General features: G+C 70.2%; 19 protein-coding genes. 4 read left to right on the top strand and 15 right to left on the bottom strand.

The features are described from left to right. Positions 1–407: 407 nt before the first annotated feature. Positions 408–2,000, bottom strand: coding sequence for an MDR family MFS transporter (locus AB0D29_RS36775; RefSeq protein WP_362860209.1), 1,593 nt, complete (start codon positions 1,998–2,000; stop codon positions 408–410). A gap of 139 nt (positions 2,001–2,139) precedes the next feature. On the opposite strand from AB0D29_RS36775, the gene AB0D29_RS36780 reads away from it, so the two are divergent. After that, positions 2,140–2,718, top strand: a complete 579-nt coding sequence (locus AB0D29_RS36780; protein WP_351583888.1) for a helix-turn-helix domain-containing protein — start codon at positions 2,140–2,142, stop codon at positions 2,716–2,718. A gap of 151 nt (positions 2,719–2,869) precedes the next feature. Here AB0D29_RS36780 and AB0D29_RS36785 read toward each other — a convergent pair whose 3' ends face one another. From AB0D29_RS36785 to AB0D29_RS36795, 3 genes are all read right to left on the bottom strand, one after another. Continuing rightward, positions 2,870–3,373 carry a hypothetical protein gene (locus tag AB0D29_RS36785; RefSeq protein ID WP_362860210.1) on the bottom strand — a complete coding sequence of 168 codons (504 nt, stop codon included), beginning with the start codon at positions 3,371–3,373 and terminating at the stop codon, positions 2,870–2,872. 125 nt (positions 3,374–3,498) lie between these two features. Continuing rightward, a complete protein-coding gene (locus tag AB0D29_RS36790; protein ID WP_362860237.1) occupies positions 3,499–4,260 on the bottom strand; it encodes an alpha/beta hydrolase in 762 nt (253 codons plus the stop codon). A 477-nt stretch (positions 4,261–4,737) separates the two neighbouring features. Beyond that, positions 4,738–5,148, bottom strand: coding sequence for a nuclear transport factor 2 family protein (locus AB0D29_RS36795; protein ID WP_362860211.1), 411 nt, complete (start codon positions 5,146–5,148; stop codon positions 4,738–4,740). 97 nt (positions 5,149–5,245) lie between these two features. On the opposite strand from AB0D29_RS36795, the gene AB0D29_RS36800 reads away from it, so the two are divergent. The 3 genes from AB0D29_RS36800 (at position 5,246) to AB0D29_RS36810 (ending at position 6,803) form a co-directional block, all read left to right on the top strand. Further along, positions 5,246–5,773: a TetR/AcrR family transcriptional regulator gene (locus AB0D29_RS36800; RefSeq protein WP_362860212.1), complete on the top strand. Its 528-nt coding sequence runs from the start codon at positions 5,246–5,248 to the stop codon at positions 5,771–5,773. 94 nt (positions 5,774–5,867) lie between these two features. Continuing rightward, positions 5,868–6,341: a carboxymuconolactone decarboxylase family protein gene (locus AB0D29_RS36805; protein WP_362860213.1), complete on the top strand. Its 474-nt coding sequence runs from the start codon at positions 5,868–5,870 to the stop codon at positions 6,339–6,341. Between the two features lie 135 nt (positions 6,342–6,476). Further along, positions 6,477–6,803, top strand: coding sequence for a hypothetical protein (locus AB0D29_RS36810; RefSeq protein WP_362860214.1), 327 nt, complete (start codon positions 6,477–6,479; stop codon positions 6,801–6,803). A 69-nt stretch (positions 6,804–6,872) separates the two neighbouring features. On the opposite strand, the gene AB0D29_RS36815 is transcribed toward AB0D29_RS36810, so the two are convergent. The 11 genes from AB0D29_RS36815 to AB0D29_RS36865 form a co-directional block, all read right to left on the bottom strand. After that, entirely contained in the window at positions 6,873–7,514 is a 642-nt protein-coding gene (locus tag AB0D29_RS36815) for an OmpA family protein (RefSeq protein WP_362860215.1), read from the bottom strand. Positions 7,515–7,518: 4 nt separating this feature from the next. Further along, positions 7,519–8,055: a hypothetical protein gene (locus tag AB0D29_RS36820; protein WP_362860216.1), complete on the bottom strand. Its 537-nt coding sequence runs from the start codon at positions 8,053–8,055 to the stop codon at positions 7,519–7,521. 75 nt (positions 8,056–8,130) lie between these two features. After that, positions 8,131–8,757 (bottom strand): pilus assembly protein TadG-related protein, encoded by a 627-nt coding sequence (locus AB0D29_RS36825; RefSeq protein ID WP_362860217.1) that lies wholly within the window; start codon positions 8,755–8,757, stop codon positions 8,131–8,133. Beyond that, on the bottom strand, positions 8,754–8,954 hold the full coding sequence (locus AB0D29_RS36830) for a hypothetical protein (protein ID WP_081522566.1): 201 nt from the start codon (positions 8,952–8,954) through the stop codon (positions 8,754–8,756). The genes AB0D29_RS36825 and AB0D29_RS36830 overlap by 4 nt, the downstream gene beginning before the upstream one ends. A 110-nt stretch (positions 8,955–9,064) precedes the next feature. Further along, positions 9,065–9,751: a response regulator transcription factor gene (locus AB0D29_RS36835; RefSeq protein ID WP_362860218.1), complete on the bottom strand. Its 687-nt coding sequence runs from the start codon at positions 9,749–9,751 to the stop codon at positions 9,065–9,067. Positions 9,752–9,754: 3 nt separating this feature from the next. Continuing rightward, a complete protein-coding gene (locus AB0D29_RS36840; protein ID WP_362860238.1) occupies positions 9,755–10,645 on the bottom strand; it encodes a DUF5936 domain-containing protein in 891 nt (296 codons plus the stop codon). A 19-nt stretch (positions 10,646–10,664) separates the two neighbouring features. Beyond that, positions 10,665–11,603, bottom strand: coding sequence for a type II secretion system F family protein (locus tag AB0D29_RS36845; protein ID WP_362860219.1), 939 nt, complete (start codon positions 11,601–11,603; stop codon positions 10,665–10,667). Continuing rightward, on the bottom strand, positions 11,600–12,949 hold the full coding sequence (locus AB0D29_RS36850; RefSeq protein ID WP_362860220.1) for a CpaF family protein: 1,350 nt from the start codon (positions 12,947–12,949) through the stop codon (positions 11,600–11,602). Before AB0D29_RS36850 ends, AB0D29_RS36845 begins: the two co-directional genes overlap by 4 nt. Beyond that, on the bottom strand, positions 12,946–13,317 hold the full coding sequence (locus AB0D29_RS36855; protein WP_362860221.1) for a TadE/TadG family type IV pilus assembly protein: 372 nt from the start codon (positions 13,315–13,317) through the stop codon (positions 12,946–12,948). The genes AB0D29_RS36850 and AB0D29_RS36855 overlap by 4 nt, the downstream gene beginning before the upstream one ends. 1 nt (position 13,318) lies before the next feature. Then, positions 13,319–13,681 carry a TadE/TadG family type IV pilus assembly protein gene (locus tag AB0D29_RS36860; protein ID WP_362860222.1) on the bottom strand — a complete coding sequence of 121 codons (363 nt, stop codon included), beginning with the start codon at positions 13,679–13,681 and terminating at the stop codon, positions 13,319–13,321. Positions 13,682–13,684: 3 nt separating this feature from the next. Further along, a complete protein-coding gene (locus AB0D29_RS36865; RefSeq protein ID WP_362860223.1) occupies positions 13,685–14,953 on the bottom strand; it encodes an AAA family ATPase in 1,269 nt (422 codons plus the stop codon). Between the last annotated feature and the right edge of the window lie 3 nt (positions 14,954–14,956).

Genomic DNA, 14,956 nt, shown 5'->3' on the forward strand with positions numbered 1-14,956 from the left:
GGGGTGATCCCCGCAGGGCGTCGAACGCAAGGTGCCCAGACGCTCCGACCCCCCGACACGTTCGGCGCCCGAGGAGACACCCCGGCGCGCGCCCGACCCCGTCACAACCGGCCCCCCGTATCCCGCCCGAGCGGCGCAGCCAACCGGCGCCCGACCCCGTCACAACCGGCCCCCACGTGCCCGGCCCGAGCGGCGCAGCCAACCCGCACACCCGACCCCCGCCCGGCCCAGGCCCCAGCCTTGCCTGGCCCGCCTCGGCCCGAGCGGCGCAGCCGACCGGCGGCGCAGCCGACCCGCGCAGCCGACCCACGCAGCCGACCGGCCCCACCCCTGCCGAACCGCCGGAGGCAACACGGCAACGGGCGGTACCACCGGCCTTCCGGTGGTACCGCCCGTTGTTGAACCGATCAGCGCGCGACGGACTCCTGCGCCGCAGGAGCGGCGGCCTCGTCCGGAGCCGCAGCCGGAGCCGCCGGCCCCGCGCCCCTCAGCGGCACCTCCTTGACGAACCAGGCCGCCGCGAACCCCAGTACGGCGATGCCCGCGCCGAGCAGGAACGCCGAGTGCGTACCGGCGGCCACCGCGTGCTGGTAGGCGTCCCGCACGACCTCCGGCAGCTTGGCCAGGCTCGCCGCGTCCAGCTGCGCGGACCCCGCGGCCCCGGCCGCCTCCGGCCCGAGCCGCTCGGACATGGTGTCCGTGACCCGGGTGGTGAAGAGGGAACCCATCAGCGCCACGCCGAAGGACCCGCCGAGCGTACGGAAGAGGGTCGCAGAGGACGAGGCGACGCCCATGTCCTTCATCTCGACGCTGTTCTGCGCGACCAGCATGGTGATCTGCATCAGGAAGCCGAGCCCGGCGCCGAGGACGGCCATGTAGAGCCCGGACACCAGGCGGGTGGTGCCGGTGTCCATCGTCGCGAGCAGGAACATCCCGATGACCATCAGCGCACCGCCGATGATCGGGAACATCTTGTACTTGCCGCTGCTGGTGGTGACGCGGCCCGCGATCAGCGAGACGACCATCATCGAGAGCAGCATCGGCAGCAGGAGCAGGCCCGAGTTGGTGGCGGACGCACCCTGCACCGACTGCTGGAACAGCGGCAGGTACAGCACGCCGCCGAACATCGCGAAGCCGACCAGGAAGCCGATCACCGACATGAGGGTGAAGTTGCGGCTGCGGAAGATGTGCAGCGGCATGACCGGCTCTTCGGCCTTGGTCTCGGCGTAGAGGAAGGCGGCGGTCGACAGCACGCCGACGACGATCAGGCCGATGACCTGGCCGGAGCCCCAGGCGTACTCGGTACCGCCCCAGGTGGTGACGAGCACGGTGGAGGTGATGGCGATGGTCAGCAGCGCCGCGCCGAGGTAGTCGATCTTCTGACGGACCCCCGACTCCGTCTTCTTCGGCAGGTGCAGCACCGCCGTCACCATGGCGAGCGCCACGGCGCCGAGCGGCAGGTTGATGTAGAAGGACCAGCGCCAGCCCATGTGGTCGGTGATGGTGCCGCCGACGAGCGGGCCGCCGATCATGGCGAGGGCCATCACGCCGGCCATCATGCCCTGGTACTTGCCGCGCTCACGGGGCGGGATCAGGTCGCCGATGATCGCCATGACGCCGACCATCAGACCGCCGGCGCCGAGGCCCTGGACCGCGCGGAAGCCGATCAGCTGGCCCATGTCCTGGGCCATGCCGCTCAGCGCGGAGCCGATCAGGAAGATGACGATCGAGGTGAGGAAGGAGCCCTTCCGCCCGTACATGTCGCCGATCTTGCCCCAGATGGGAGTGGAGGCCGCGGTGGCCAGCGTGTACGCCGTGACCACCCAGGAAAGGTGCTCCAGGCCGCCGAGCTCGCCGACGATCGTGGGCATCGCGGTACCGATGATCATGTTGTCGAGCATCGCGAGCAACATCGCGATCATGAGCGCCATGAGGACGACCCGTACGCTGCGCGGCTTCACCTCCCCCGAAGTCGCCGCAGGCTTGACTGAGTCCACCATGTCCACTCCCCTGGCCGCCTGGCCCTGCTACTCGCACTTCGTCCCGCACCGGCACTTACTTGCCGCCCGGCTAGTTCACTACACTGGGGACGGTAAACCCGTAACTAGCCGGGCGTCAAGTAAGTAAGTGGGGAGAGCCATGTCCAGCAGCAGTCCGCAGCGCCGCCGCGGCGACACGCGCCAGCGCATCCAGGACGTCGCGCTGGAGCTCTTCGTCGAGCAGGGGTACGAGAAGACGTCGCTGCGCGAGATCGCGGAGCGGCTGGAGGTCACGAAGGCGGCGCTGTACTACCACTTCAAGACCAAGGAAGACATCATCATCAGCATCTTCGAGGACCTGACCCGTCCCATCGACGAGCTGATCACGTGGGCCGAGGAACAACCGCGCACCCTGGAAACCAAGCGCGAGGTGCTGCGCCGCTACAGCGAGGCGATGGCGGCCGGCGCGGCCCTGTACCGGTTCATGCAGGAGAACCAGGCGACCATGCGCGAGCTGAGCATCGGCGAGACGGTGAAGGCGCGGCTGTTCCGCCTGGTGGAGCTGTTGCGCACGCAGGACGGCCCGCTGACGGACCAGGTCCGCTGCGTCAGCGCGCTGTTCACGCTGCACGCCGGGATGATGTTCCTCCAGCACGTGGAGGGCGACCCGGAGGAGACCCGCCTGGCAGCCCTGGAGGTCGCCACGGACCTCATCACCCAGGCCCACCACGAGGCGTAGTGACGGCGACGGCGGCGTCGGCTGCCGGGCCGCTCTGGGCGCCGCGGTGGGGTGCGGCGTAGGCGGACTCGGCCTGCCGCACGCCGACCCGGCCGACCGGCCCGGCGCCGGCCCGGTGGCGGTCCGGTGGCGGGCAGTCACCCCCGGAGGATCAGCTACCCGCCGGCACGGGCGTGGTGGCGGACCAGAACTCGTCCTGAACGTCCGGACGCGCGGGGTACGGGGCAGGACGGTCCGGGGTGTTCGGCTTGCCTGCGGGTTGTTGGACGGAGGAATCGGTCAGACAGGGGGTGCCGACTGACAGGAAGAACTGCCCCTTGCCGCCGACCTGCACCTCGAGGGAGTAGCCCTCCGGGGTCTCGGCGTAGACGGCAGGTACCTCCGCGCTGTTCCGGACGCTTGTGATCTTGTACCCGCGGCTCTTCCAGCCACGTTCGATCACTCCCAGGAGCGCGCCGCGGCGCTGCTCGGAGACGATGGTCATGATGCTGATCGTCCGGCTGACCGACCCCGTACCCGTGGCTGCGCCGGCCACGCCTTTGGTGCAGCCGCCGTCACTGCTCGGGCCGTGATTCCACTTCAGTTCGGGCTGCACTGCGGCGAGCGTGTCCTGAAGGATGGCATCGGCGCGCTCCGCGCCCTCTTGCATGTTCATGGTGGTCTTCCTGTCCGTCTGTCCGCCACTGCTCAGCCCGCAGCCACCGGCGAGGGCGACGAGCGCCAACAGACAGGCTGCCGAGCGTCGGGCTCGCGTGATGCGGAGGTGCCGCCGTCCGGGTCTCATCGATGTTCCTCGATCACGATCGCGTCGGACTTGCCTGAGACGATCAGCGCGATGTTGCCAGCGGACACTCTGCCCTTGTCCGGGTTGAAGTAGTTGGAGTGCGCGTCCATGGGGCCGCCGCCTTCGATGACGGGGAAGGGCCCGTCGTCAACCAGGAAGCGCTTGGCACCGAACTCCTTGCGTGCCGGATCCGTGCCGAAGTAGTTCTGGCTGTCGTCGGTGACGGCGTCGCCCATGACCCAACCGTGGACACCGCCGACGGCGCCTCCGATGAGCGCTCCACCCAGCGCACCGACCGGCCCGAGGGCCGACCCCGCGGTACCACCGACAACGGCACCCGCTCCGGCACCCACCAACAACGCCCCGGACTGCACCTTGTTGGGAGCCATGGACACGGGGTCGTGGTCGGAAGCCCCCACGAACACGTGCTCCTTGCCCACGCCCAGCTGGTCGGCACGGTGGGCACCTGTGCCGGGGCTGCCCAACAGCACGATGTCGTCGACGCCCGGGATCCCGCCGCTCTGTAGTGCCGCCTGCCCCAAGGTCACCGACCCGTACGAGTGGCCGATGGCCGTGACGTGGGGGTCGGGACTCTGGTTGGTGGCGCTGATCCCCGCCATGAACTGGTTGTACGCGGGCGCACCCTTCTCGGCGTGCTCGGTGAACATGACGTCCGTGTTGTCGATGACTTCCGCCGCCGGAAGCTGCGGCGCGTCGTAGCCGAGCCAGACGATCGACGCCGAGCTTTCATCGTGGATCCGGGCGCCCGCGGCGGTGTCGCGGGCGCGCTTGAGGTCGTTCCGGCGCGGCGGGTGACGCGGCGGCCCTCCGCGGTGGTGATGCGCAACTCACCGGCCGTCACCGAGGCCTTGGACCAGGGCCCGCCGGAGTGGGCCAGGTCCTCTCCACCGGCGCCGCTGCCACCGCCCGGGGCGTCCGCCGACGCGAGCCGCATCGCCGCCGGTTCGCCGAACAACTCTTGCCAGCGCGCCGGCAGATGCGTCTGTGTGCTCATATGCTGTGCCGCTCCCCCCGGGGCGCTCCCCCGCACCTACACCTCGTACGAAACCAACACCGGGATCTCGCACGCAAGCTCAAAAGGCATCGACATGGGGTTTGACCTGCGATGACGTAGCAGCCGGGGTCGCGGCCGGCAAGGAGTGCACGTACTCAGTTCCAGGCCCGGCGCCTGAGCCCGGGCACCCACCGGGGCCCCGGCGCCGGGGGTGGGCGGGTCAGAGCAGGCGGCGGTCCTCGGCCGTGATCGGGACGTCGTTGATGCTCGCCTCGCGCCGCCTCATCAGACCGTCGTCGTCGAACTCCCACTGCTCGTTGCCGTGACTGCGCCACCACTGGCCCGCGGCGTCGTGCCACTCGTACTCGAAGCGGACCGAGATGCGGTTGCCCGTGAAGGCCCAAAGCTCCTTGCGCAGGCGGTAGTCGAGCTCGCGCTCCCACTTGTCGGCGAGGAACGCGCGGATCTCGGTGCGGCCGGTGAGGAACCTGTCGCGGTTGCGCCAGACGGAGTCCTCCGTGTACGCGAGTGCGACGCGCCCGGGATCGCGGCTGTTCCAGGCGTCCTCGGCGGCCTGGACCTTGGCGCGGGCGGACTCTTCGGTGAAGGGGGGCAGGGGTGGACGCGTCACGGCGGATCCTCTGGGGTGGAGTGGGCGAGAACGATCGTTCTCCAGGCTACGAGAACGAGCGTTCTCGCCGCAAGGGGAAACGGGCTACCCTGCCCTCATGGACGACGAAGAGGCACGGACCCGACTGCTGGACGCGGCGGAGGAGCTGTTCTACCGGCACGGCATCCAGGCCGTCGGCATGGACCGCATCCGCACCGCGTCCGGGGTCCCCCTCAAGCGCCTGTACCGGCTCTTCCCGGCGAAGGAATCCCTGGTCACGGCCTACCTGGAACGCCGCGACCAGCGCTGGCTGGACTCCCTGTGCACGGCGGCGCTCGCCCCGGCGGAGCCGCGGGCACGGGTGCTCGCGGTCTTCGACTGGCTGGCGGACTGGTTCACCGAGCCCGACTTCCGGGGCTGCGCGTTCCACAACGCGTACGGGGAGCTGGGCGCGGTGGCGCCGGAGATCGTACGGGTGCACAAGGCGGAGCTCCACGCCCTGCTGGCCGACCTGGCCGCCGACCCGACCCTCGCCGATCAGCTCCTGATCCTGACGGAGGGGGCGACGGCGGTGGCCGCCCTGAACCCCGGCCCGGAGCCGGCACACCGGGCCCGGGAGATCGCGGAACTCCTCCTGGCGATGTGACACAGGTCACACGCGTTCGGCGCGCGAGGCTGTCACATCCGGGCCGCGTTTTCCGTCAAAGCTGTGTAACCGTCGACACGGCAAGGAGAGAACGATGGAAGCGCGTCTCAACTTCTTCGGCAACGCGGTCGCGGCCAAGTTCGCCCGGTACATCAACTCCGCGGGCAAGGTCATCTCGGACTCGACACTGCCGCACGCCACGCAGGAGCTGGTGAAGCTCCGCGCCAGCCAGATCAACGGCTGTGGATTCTGCACCGACATGCACTTCAAGGACGCCTCGCACGCCGGGGAGGACCCGATCCGGCTCAACCTGGTCGCGGCTTGGCGCGAGGCGAAGGTGTTCACCGACGCCGAGCGGGCGGCCCTGGAGCTGACCGAGCAGGGCACCCGCATCGCCGACGCGGCGGGCGGCGTATCGGACGAGGCCTGGGCGAACGCGGCCAAGTACTACGACGAGGACCAGCTGGCCGCCCTGGTCTCGCTCATCGCGCTGATCAACACGTACAACCGCATGAACGTGATCGTCCAGCAGCCGGCGGGCGACTACCAGGTGGGCCAGTTCGACTGATCCCCGGCCCGGCCCGCCGCGGTCCGGCCCCAACAGGGGAGGGGCCGGACCGCGGCGGGCTGGGTACGCGTACTCACGACAGATCCCCGGATCCTGCCGACCATGGGAGGAACCCACCCGGCCCGGGGAGAACCGATGACCGCTCGCACGCTCGTCCGCCTGACCTTCGCCAACCCCGCCTCGGCGATCTACCTGGGGCTCGTCGGCGCCGCCCTGGCCTACGCGACGGCCGTGACGCTGTTCGCCGCGGATCCCGGCTTCGTATGGGTGTTGCCCTCCCTGTTCGCCTTCCCGCTGTTCCTCTTCGTGCCGCTGGTGCACGCAGGGGAACCACCCGCCACGTGGGTCTTCCTCACCGAACTCGTGCTGTGCGTACTGGCCCAGTCGCTCGCCCTCGGCACGACGGTGGAGGCCGCCCGCGGCCGCCTCCGGCGCGGCGCTCAGGCCCGTCCGCCACGATGAGGCGCGGACGCCGGAGGACATCTACGTCCGGGCCGCGGTCGAGGGAGACCTCGGCAAGCCGCCGACTCCCTAGGCGCCGTCTGCGCCGCGGGGGAAGGTGATCTCGACGCGGCGGTTCTTCTTGCGGCCTTCCTCGGTGCTGTTGTCGGCGATCGGGTAGTCCTCGCTGTACCCGCGGACGTCGAAGACGACGGAGGGGTTGGTGACGGTCTTGGAGAGCTCGGCCTGCACGGCGTCGGCGCGCTGCTTGGACAGCTCCTTGCCGTGCTCGTAGCTGCCCTGGTCGTCGGTGAAGCCGAACACCCTTACGCGGGTGGCCTTCTGCGTGTTGATCTCGGCGGCGACGGCCTGGATGCGGGCGGCGGCCTGGGCGTTGAAGACGGCGCTGTTCTCCGGGAACAGCACCTCGGACTGTAGCGCCATCATGACGGTCTGGTTCGTCTCCTGCCGCCGCTGCTCCCCGCCGAGGTCTTCGACGACCTCGGCGATGTCCAGCACCTTGACGGGGGCGAGCGTGCCGCCCTGCGGGATCTTGAGCCCGGGGGCGTTGGAGTCGATGGCCACGGGGGCGGAGGCGGATGGCTCGGTGCCGGGGGGTACGGATGGCTTCACGTCATCGGCATGGGCGACCGCCGCACCGGCTGATTGAACGCCGGCAACGACGAGCCCGACGACGGCTGTGGCGGCGAGGACGCGGTGGCGTTTGGTCATGGGGTCACCCGGAGAGTTTGACGGTCGCCGTGGCGAAGGTGGGGAGGCTGAGGTCCACCTCAACGGTGTTGGTCGGCGGAGCGGGGAACTGCGCGAAGAACGGCATGGTCTGGCCGGCTTCGATGATGTTCAGCCCAGTCGTGCACAGACACCGGCCATCAGTGTCCCGGAGCACGTAGTACCTCTTCTTGCCAGCCTTGTCGACCAGGGTCACGCCGGCTACGGATACACCACTGGAGTTCAGCTCGTTACCGCGCCACGGCGCGGTGTTCACATACGCCGCACTGCCGGTGTTCTTCAACTGCCCTTCGACGGTCAGGAATCCTCCGGCGTCCCGGGCAGCCTTGTTGATTGTCAGCACCATGCCCGCCTCGCCGTTCACCGTGGCGATGATCTGAGGCGGCGGGGCATCCGTGCTCTTCACCGCTCCGGAGGCGGACGCCTCGCCGGCGCTCGGCTTCGCCGACGTCGACGCAGCGGGCTTGTCTGACTTCCCCTCGCCCCCACACCCGGTCAGGGCAAGGGACAGGACCGCCACCATCCCCACAGCCGCCTTCCCATGGGCCGCGCGTCGCCTCCGAACACTCATGTACTTGGCTTCCTTGTCTCTCAGTCGTCAGTCGATCAGGCGTATGTCGAACAGGGCCGCAGCCAGCGAGCGCCACGCGCGCGGTTGGGCGGGGTCGTAGTCCACGACGACCCCTTTGGCGCAGAAGAACTTGATCGGCCCGGGCGACTCCGGTGTCGGCGCCGAGCCGCCGCCACTTTCCGATCCCCCGGGTTTGACGTGACAGCGAGGAACGATCTCCGCTGTCGCGTCCGCTTCGCCGTGCTTTCCACTCGTCCCAGGGACAACAGAGTCCCCCACCGTTCCGTTCGTCGTCGCCCGGACACTGAACCGGGTGCCCGACCGGCTACACATCGTCGTCGCGTCATTCATGGCGGCGAAGTCCCGCGCTGCCACACATGCGCCGCCCGAAGTGTCGAACCGATTGCCCAGCAGGACCTGTTCCCAGTCCTCCGGCGAGAGAGTGACGAGGTCGATGCCGGGCACCAGGGTGTCTCTGGCCTCGCGCGCCGCCGCGAGCGCGGCGGCGTCCGCAGCGCCCTGGGCATTGCTGCGGACGATCGCCGCCTTGCCGATCGTGAAATACGCCAGAGCGGCGAAGAGGAGACCCGCCACGAGCACGACGTAGATGGGGAAGGCCTGACCGCGGTCACCGTCGAATCGGCGCCACGTCACTTTCCTGCCGTAATACTCGCGACGGCAGCAGTGATCTTGGTTGTAATGGCCTGCCCGATGCCCGTACCGATGATCGCGCCGATGATCACGACGACCACCAGAATGATCCCCAGGTACTCGAATGCCGTCTGGCCTCGATCCCTCGCACCCTTGCCCTCGTACCGCTTGCGCATCCTCGCCACGGTGTTCTGCAACATGGGGGTTCCCTCCCGGGCCGGTACCGGTGTCGATCTGCGGACGGTACGGCGAGTCACCAGTCGTAACCAAGGGTCCCGGGACCCAATTACGGACCCACTGCGCACTCTGTCTACCCATGACCGGTCACTCCTGGACGGGCGGTTCCCAGCCAGCGGGCTATCGCCTCGCTGCGCGTGGCGCTCTGGAGCTTCGCGAAGATGCGGTTGATGTGGTTCTTGACCGTCTTCTCGCTGATGAAGCAGGCGGCGGCGATCTGCTGGTTGCTCATCCCGGACGCGATCAGATCCATGATCTCAACCTCCCGGGAACTCAGCCCGAAGACAACAGAGTTGTGCATCCGCTCAGAAGACTGTGCCACAGCTCGTTGCGGATGCGAAGAGGCCCGGAGCTCCGCCAGCAGGGCGCTCGCCGCCGTCGGGGTGAAGTGGGGGCGGCCCAGCGGGGCGTCCCGCACCGCCCTCAGCAGCTCGTCCGTCGTGAACTCGCCGTGCACGAGGTAGCCGCCGGCGCCCAACGACAGGGCCTCGCAGATGATGTCGGCTTCCCTGCTGTACGTGAGCATCAGTACCGGGGCCAGCTGGACCAGGTGCGGCAGCGCCGAGATCCCGTCCACGCCCGGCATCCGGACGTCCAGCAGGATCACGTCCGGGGCGTGCCGGCGGGTCAGGCTCAGGGCCTCGCGGCCGTCCGCCGCCCGGGCGATGACGTCGAGGTCCCCGGCCGCGCTCAGGATGGCCGCGAGGCCCGCCCTGATGACCGGGTTGCCGTCGGCGATGAGCACGCTCAGCCGTGTCATGGCTCAGCCACCCCCGAACAGCGCGCCGAAGTCGACGTTCGCGCCGTAGACGAAGCCGCAGACCAGCAGGATCAGCGTGCCGGGGAGCATGAACATGGTCACCGCGAACGTCGCCTTCGGGACGGCCCGGGCCGCGCGGCGGCGGGCGTTCTGGGCGTCCGTACGGCGCATGTCCTCGGCGATCGCGATCAGGGTGTCGACGATCGGGGAGCCGAGCTCCTCGCCCTGCTGGAGGGCCGTCACGAACTGCGCCACCTGTTCGCTGTCGTTGCGGCGGCGCAGTTCGTCGAAGGCCTGGCGGCGGCTGACGCCCATGTTCATCTGCTGCAGCGTGATGCGGATTTCGTCGGCCCAGGGGCCTTCGTACTTGTCCGCCACCCGCTCCAGCGCCTGCCGGAAGCCCAGCCCGGCGCTGACGACGACCGCGAGTACGTCCAGGAAGTCCGGCAGGGTGCGTTCGATGTGGTCGCGGCGGACCCGGATCGCCGACCACAGGCCGGCCTCGATCCAGAAGAGCCCGAAGGCCACCATGAGCAGCGCGGCGACCAGCTGGCCGTTGATCAGCATGGAGAAGGCACCGAGGGCGCCCAGGGCCCCGTACACCGCGCGCCGCGCCGCGTACCGGTCGATCGTGAGCCCGGCCGGGTTGCCCGCCATGTCGATCTGGCGGCGCTTGCGGGCGACCCGTACGGGGCCCATCGCGCTCAGGACCAGCGGGGCCCAGCGGATGCCCATGCGGTCGACGAGGGAGCCGACCGCCGTCGTGCGGGTGGCTCCGACCTCCAGGGCGAGCGCGAGGTCCGTGGGCAGTTTCACGTCCGCGCGGTAGAGGCGGATGCCGTGGAAGGCGCCGAGCACCGACAGGGCCACGGCCAGTGCGAGCAGAAGTCCGATCATCGTTCCGTCCGCCCCCTCACACGTCGATCTTCGACAGGCGGCGGATGAGGACGAAGCCCAGGGCGAAGAGGCCGAGGGCGACGAGTACGGCCGTCTGGCCGAGGAACGCGCCCGTCATCCGGTCCAGCGCGCCGGGCATCATCATGTCGACGAGCAGCAGCGAGCCGAGTCCGATGGACGGGACGAGGTACGCCGTCACCGTCACCTGGGACAGCTGGGTACGGATCTCACGGCGGGTCTCCTTGCGCTGTTCGAGCGTCACCGTCAGGTTGCGCAGGCTGTCCACGATCGCGCCGCCCGCGCGGGCGGACAGGACGAGGGTGGAGACGAGGACGACCAGCTCCCGTGACGGAAGACGTTCGGTGAGTTCGCCCAGGGACTCCTCGATGGAGTGGCCCACGGCGAGGCGGTCGGCGACGCGCGCCAGTTCCTCGCCCGCCGGCGCCTCCAGCTCCTCGGCCGCGATGCCGATGGCCGTACGGAGGGCCAGCCCGGCCTGGGTGGCGTTGGCGAGGATGCGGGCCAGGTCGGGGAGCTGGTTGATGAACCGCTCCGTACGCCGCGCCCGCTGCCAGTTGAGGAAGGCGTTCGCCGCCCAGATGCCGATCACGCCCGCCACCGGACCGAAGAACGGCGCGAGGAGTGCGGACGCGACGAGCCAGACGCCCGCGATCGAACCCAGCATGTAGACGAAGAACTCGCCCGGGGTGAGGTCCAGTCCGGTGGTCGCCAGCTTCACCTCGATGCGGCGGCCCGGCTTGGTCTTGCGCAGCCGCCGGTCGACGCCCCGGAAGCGGCGCCGCCGCCCGAGGGGTTCCGGCATTCCGCTCGACGAGAGGCGCTCGATCAGGGCGGCGCGCTGGGCGCGCCCGGCGACGTACGCCTGGAGGCCCGCGACGACGAGCACGCACGCGAGCAGGGTGGCGCCGAGGGTGAGGAGGATCAGTGGGTTCACAGGGCGGTCCGGGTGATGTGCGGGGTGGTGAGGGGGTCGTCCGGCAGGGCGACCCCGAAGGCCTGCGGGATGGGCTGGTTGTTCATGTAGAGCCGCTCGGCGATCCGGCGCGGAAGCGGGTAGTACTCGAAGTAGCCGTGCACGCGCCCGTCCGCCGCCATCGGCTGGGCGGCGAAGCGGCAGACCGTGGTGATCCGGAAGGGTTCGCGGCCGTGGGATTCCAGGATGGAGATCTCCGTGACGCGGCGTGAGCCGTCGCCGAAGCGGGTCAGCTGGACGATGACGTTGACGGCGCTGTTGATCTGGTCCTGGAGGGCCTCGAAGGGGATCTCCACCTCCGACATGGAGGCGAGGGTCTGCAGGCGCATGAGCGCGTCCGAGGAGCTGTTGGCGTGGACGGTGGCGAGGGAGCCGTCGTGGCCGGTGGACATCGCCTGGAGCATGTCGAGGGTCTCGCCGCCGCGGACCTCGCCGACGATGATGCGGTCGGGGCGCATGCGAAGGGAGTTGCGTACGAGGTCGCGGATGGTGATCTGACCCTTGCCCTCCACGTTCGGCGGGCGGGATTCCAGGCGGATCACGTGCGCCTGCTGGAGCTGGAGCTCGGCCGAGTCCTCGATGGTGATGATGCGCTCGCCCTCCGGGATCAGGCCGGAGAGGGCGTTGAGCAGGGTGGTCTTGCCGGTGCCGGTGGCGCCGGAGACGATCACGTTCATCTTCGCCGCGACGAGGCCGGAGAGCAGGAGGAGCATCTGCTCGTCGAGCGAGCCGAGCGCGATCATCTCGTGCAGGGTGAAGGCGCGCGGGAAGCGCCGGATGGTGAGGGTGGCGCCGGTCAGGGACAGCGGCGGGATGATGACGTTGACGCGTTCGCCGCTGGGCAGGCGCGCGTCGACCATCGGATTGGCCTCGTCCACGCGGCGGTTGACGGTGGAGACGATGCGCTCGATGGTCTGCATCAGCTGCTCGTGCGAGGCGAAGCGGATGGGGAGCTGTTCGACCCGGCCGGCCCGCTCCACGTAGATGTGGTCGGGGCCGTTGACCATGATCTCGGAGATCGAGGCGTCTTCGAGGAGCGGTTCGAGCACACCGAGGCCGAGGGCCTCGTCGACGACCCGGCGGATCAGCTGGGCGCGCTCGACGGTGGAGAGTACGGGGCCCTCGCGGCTGATGATGTGGCCGAGTACGCGCTCCAGGCGCGCCCGGCGCTCGGCGGGCGCGAGCGCGGACATCTCGGCGAGGTCGATCTCCTCCAGCAGCTTGGCGCGGTAGGAGGAGACCAGCCGGCCGTCCTCGCGGGGGCTGTGGCGGTCGTCGGGGGTGTTGACCCGGGAACGCAGGCTCATGGTCCGGTCACCTTCGGGTCGTCGTTGGGCATGACTGCCGTGGCCCTGGCCTCGCCGGTGGGAAGCCCGGGGATGATCGAGTTGATCCGGATGGTCACGGTCGCGGTGATCGCGTCTCCCCCTCCGGGCACACTGACGGTCGCCGGGAGCCCCTCGCGGATTGCGGCGTATCCCGCGGCCTCCCCCCGTCCCGGGTGCTGGGCCTCCACGCGCGCCGCCGTACGGGCGGCGGTGTCCGCCTGCTCGTGGACGTACGCGACCCAGCCGAGCTGGATCGCGCACAGGGCGACGAACAGCAGGATCGGCACGAAACCGATGTACTCCAGGGCCACTTGCCCCCGGTCGGAACGGATGCGTCGCCTTCTCATGTCACTTCGCCTCCTTCTCCAACGCCGCGCCGCCGGTGCCGTCGATCTCGCCGAAGTCGAGCCCCGGGAAGAGGACGGGGATCCCCAGGCGGACCTTCACCTGGTAGATGTCCCCGGACTTTCCGCAGTCCACGTCGAACTTCCACGCGTCCCCGATGTGCTCCTTCGCCGCCGCCTCACAGAGACCGGCATCTCCCGTAACCGCCCCCGCCCGCGCCGCCTCGTCCGCCGCGTTGCCCGCCAGGGAGAGCGCGTAGCCGATCAGTACGCACTCCCACACCGCCGCCACGAGCAGCAGGATCAGCGGGACCATGCCGACGAACTCGATCGCCACCTGGCCCCGGTCCCCTCTCCGGGCGGGCATCCGTCAGCCCTCCCGGCCGCGGCGCAGGCGGGAGACCGGGCCGGCCGCGCGGACCGCCACCGCCGCGCCCGGGGTGGCGGGGGCGGCGGCGTCCGGGGCCTGGAGGAGGCCGAGTTCGCCCGCCAGCGTCCACAGGGCCTGCTTGACCGTCGAGCGGTTGTCGAGGTCCTGGACCCGGCCCGCGTCCACGACCGCCTGGAGTTCCTTGAAGGCGGCCGGGACCGGGGTGCGGGTGGCGCGGGTCTTGGTGATCTTCTCGATCAGGGCGGGCTGGATCTCCGTGTGCTTGCTCCAGCGGTTGACGACCATCGCCGTGTCCTCGGCCTTGCGCACCTGGAGGCGCTCCCACATCCGCACCATCCGCTTCGCCGCCCGCACCGCGACCACGTCCGGGGTGGTGACCAGCACCGCCACGTCCGCCATCTCCACGGCGGCGGCGTTCGCGCCGGTCACCTGGGTGCCGCAGTCGATGACGACGAGTTCGTAGCGGCTGCGCAGGGCCCCGACGATGTGCCGGGCGGCCCGGTCGTCGACCTCCTCGCCCCGCTCCCCGTCGGCCGGGGCCAGCAGCAGCGCCAGGCCCGTACGGTCGTCGTAGACGGCGTCTTGGAGGACCCGCGGGGAGATGTCCTGGATCCCGGCGAGGTCGGCGATGGAGCGGCGGAACTGCACGTCGAGGTACGAGCCCACGTCGCCCGCCTGGAGGTCCATGTCGACCAGTGCCGTACGCCGTCCCGAGGCGGCCGCGGCCAGTGCGAACTGCACGGCGGTGAAGGTGGTGCCGACCCCGCCCTTGGCTCCGGTGACCGTGACCACGCGGCCGCCCGGCCCCGTGAAGACGTCGGCGGCCGAGCCCTTGCCGAGGTGGCGGCGTACGCCCACGGACCACTGCGCGGCGGCCTGGACGCGGGCGGCGAGTTCCTCGTAGGAGAGCGGGAGGCCGATCAGGCCGCGCGCGCCCGAGTCCATGGCGGCGGAGAACAGCCCCGGGCCGGCGTCGGAGGAGACCAGGACGACGCCCACCGCCGGGAAGCGCAGGGCGACTTCGCGGATCAGTTCCAGTGCGGGGACCGGGCCGATGCGCTCGTGGACGAGGACGACCTCGGGCAGTTCGTCGATGGAGTCGACGGCCAGCCGGGCGAGGGTGTCCAGCAGCGAGGTCGAGTCGGGGACCGGTGCGGACGGCTCTGCCGACGGGAGCTGGCTGAGGAGGGTGGAGATGGCACGCGCGGCGTCCGGGTCGCCGACCGCGGGGAGGATTCGGGTGGTCATCCG

Origin of the sequence: Streptomyces sp. NPDC048424 (assembly GCF_040651555.1) — a bacterium.
In the GTDB taxonomy this organism is placed as follows: Bacteria; Actinomycetota; Actinomycetes; order Streptomycetales; family Streptomycetaceae; genus Streptomyces.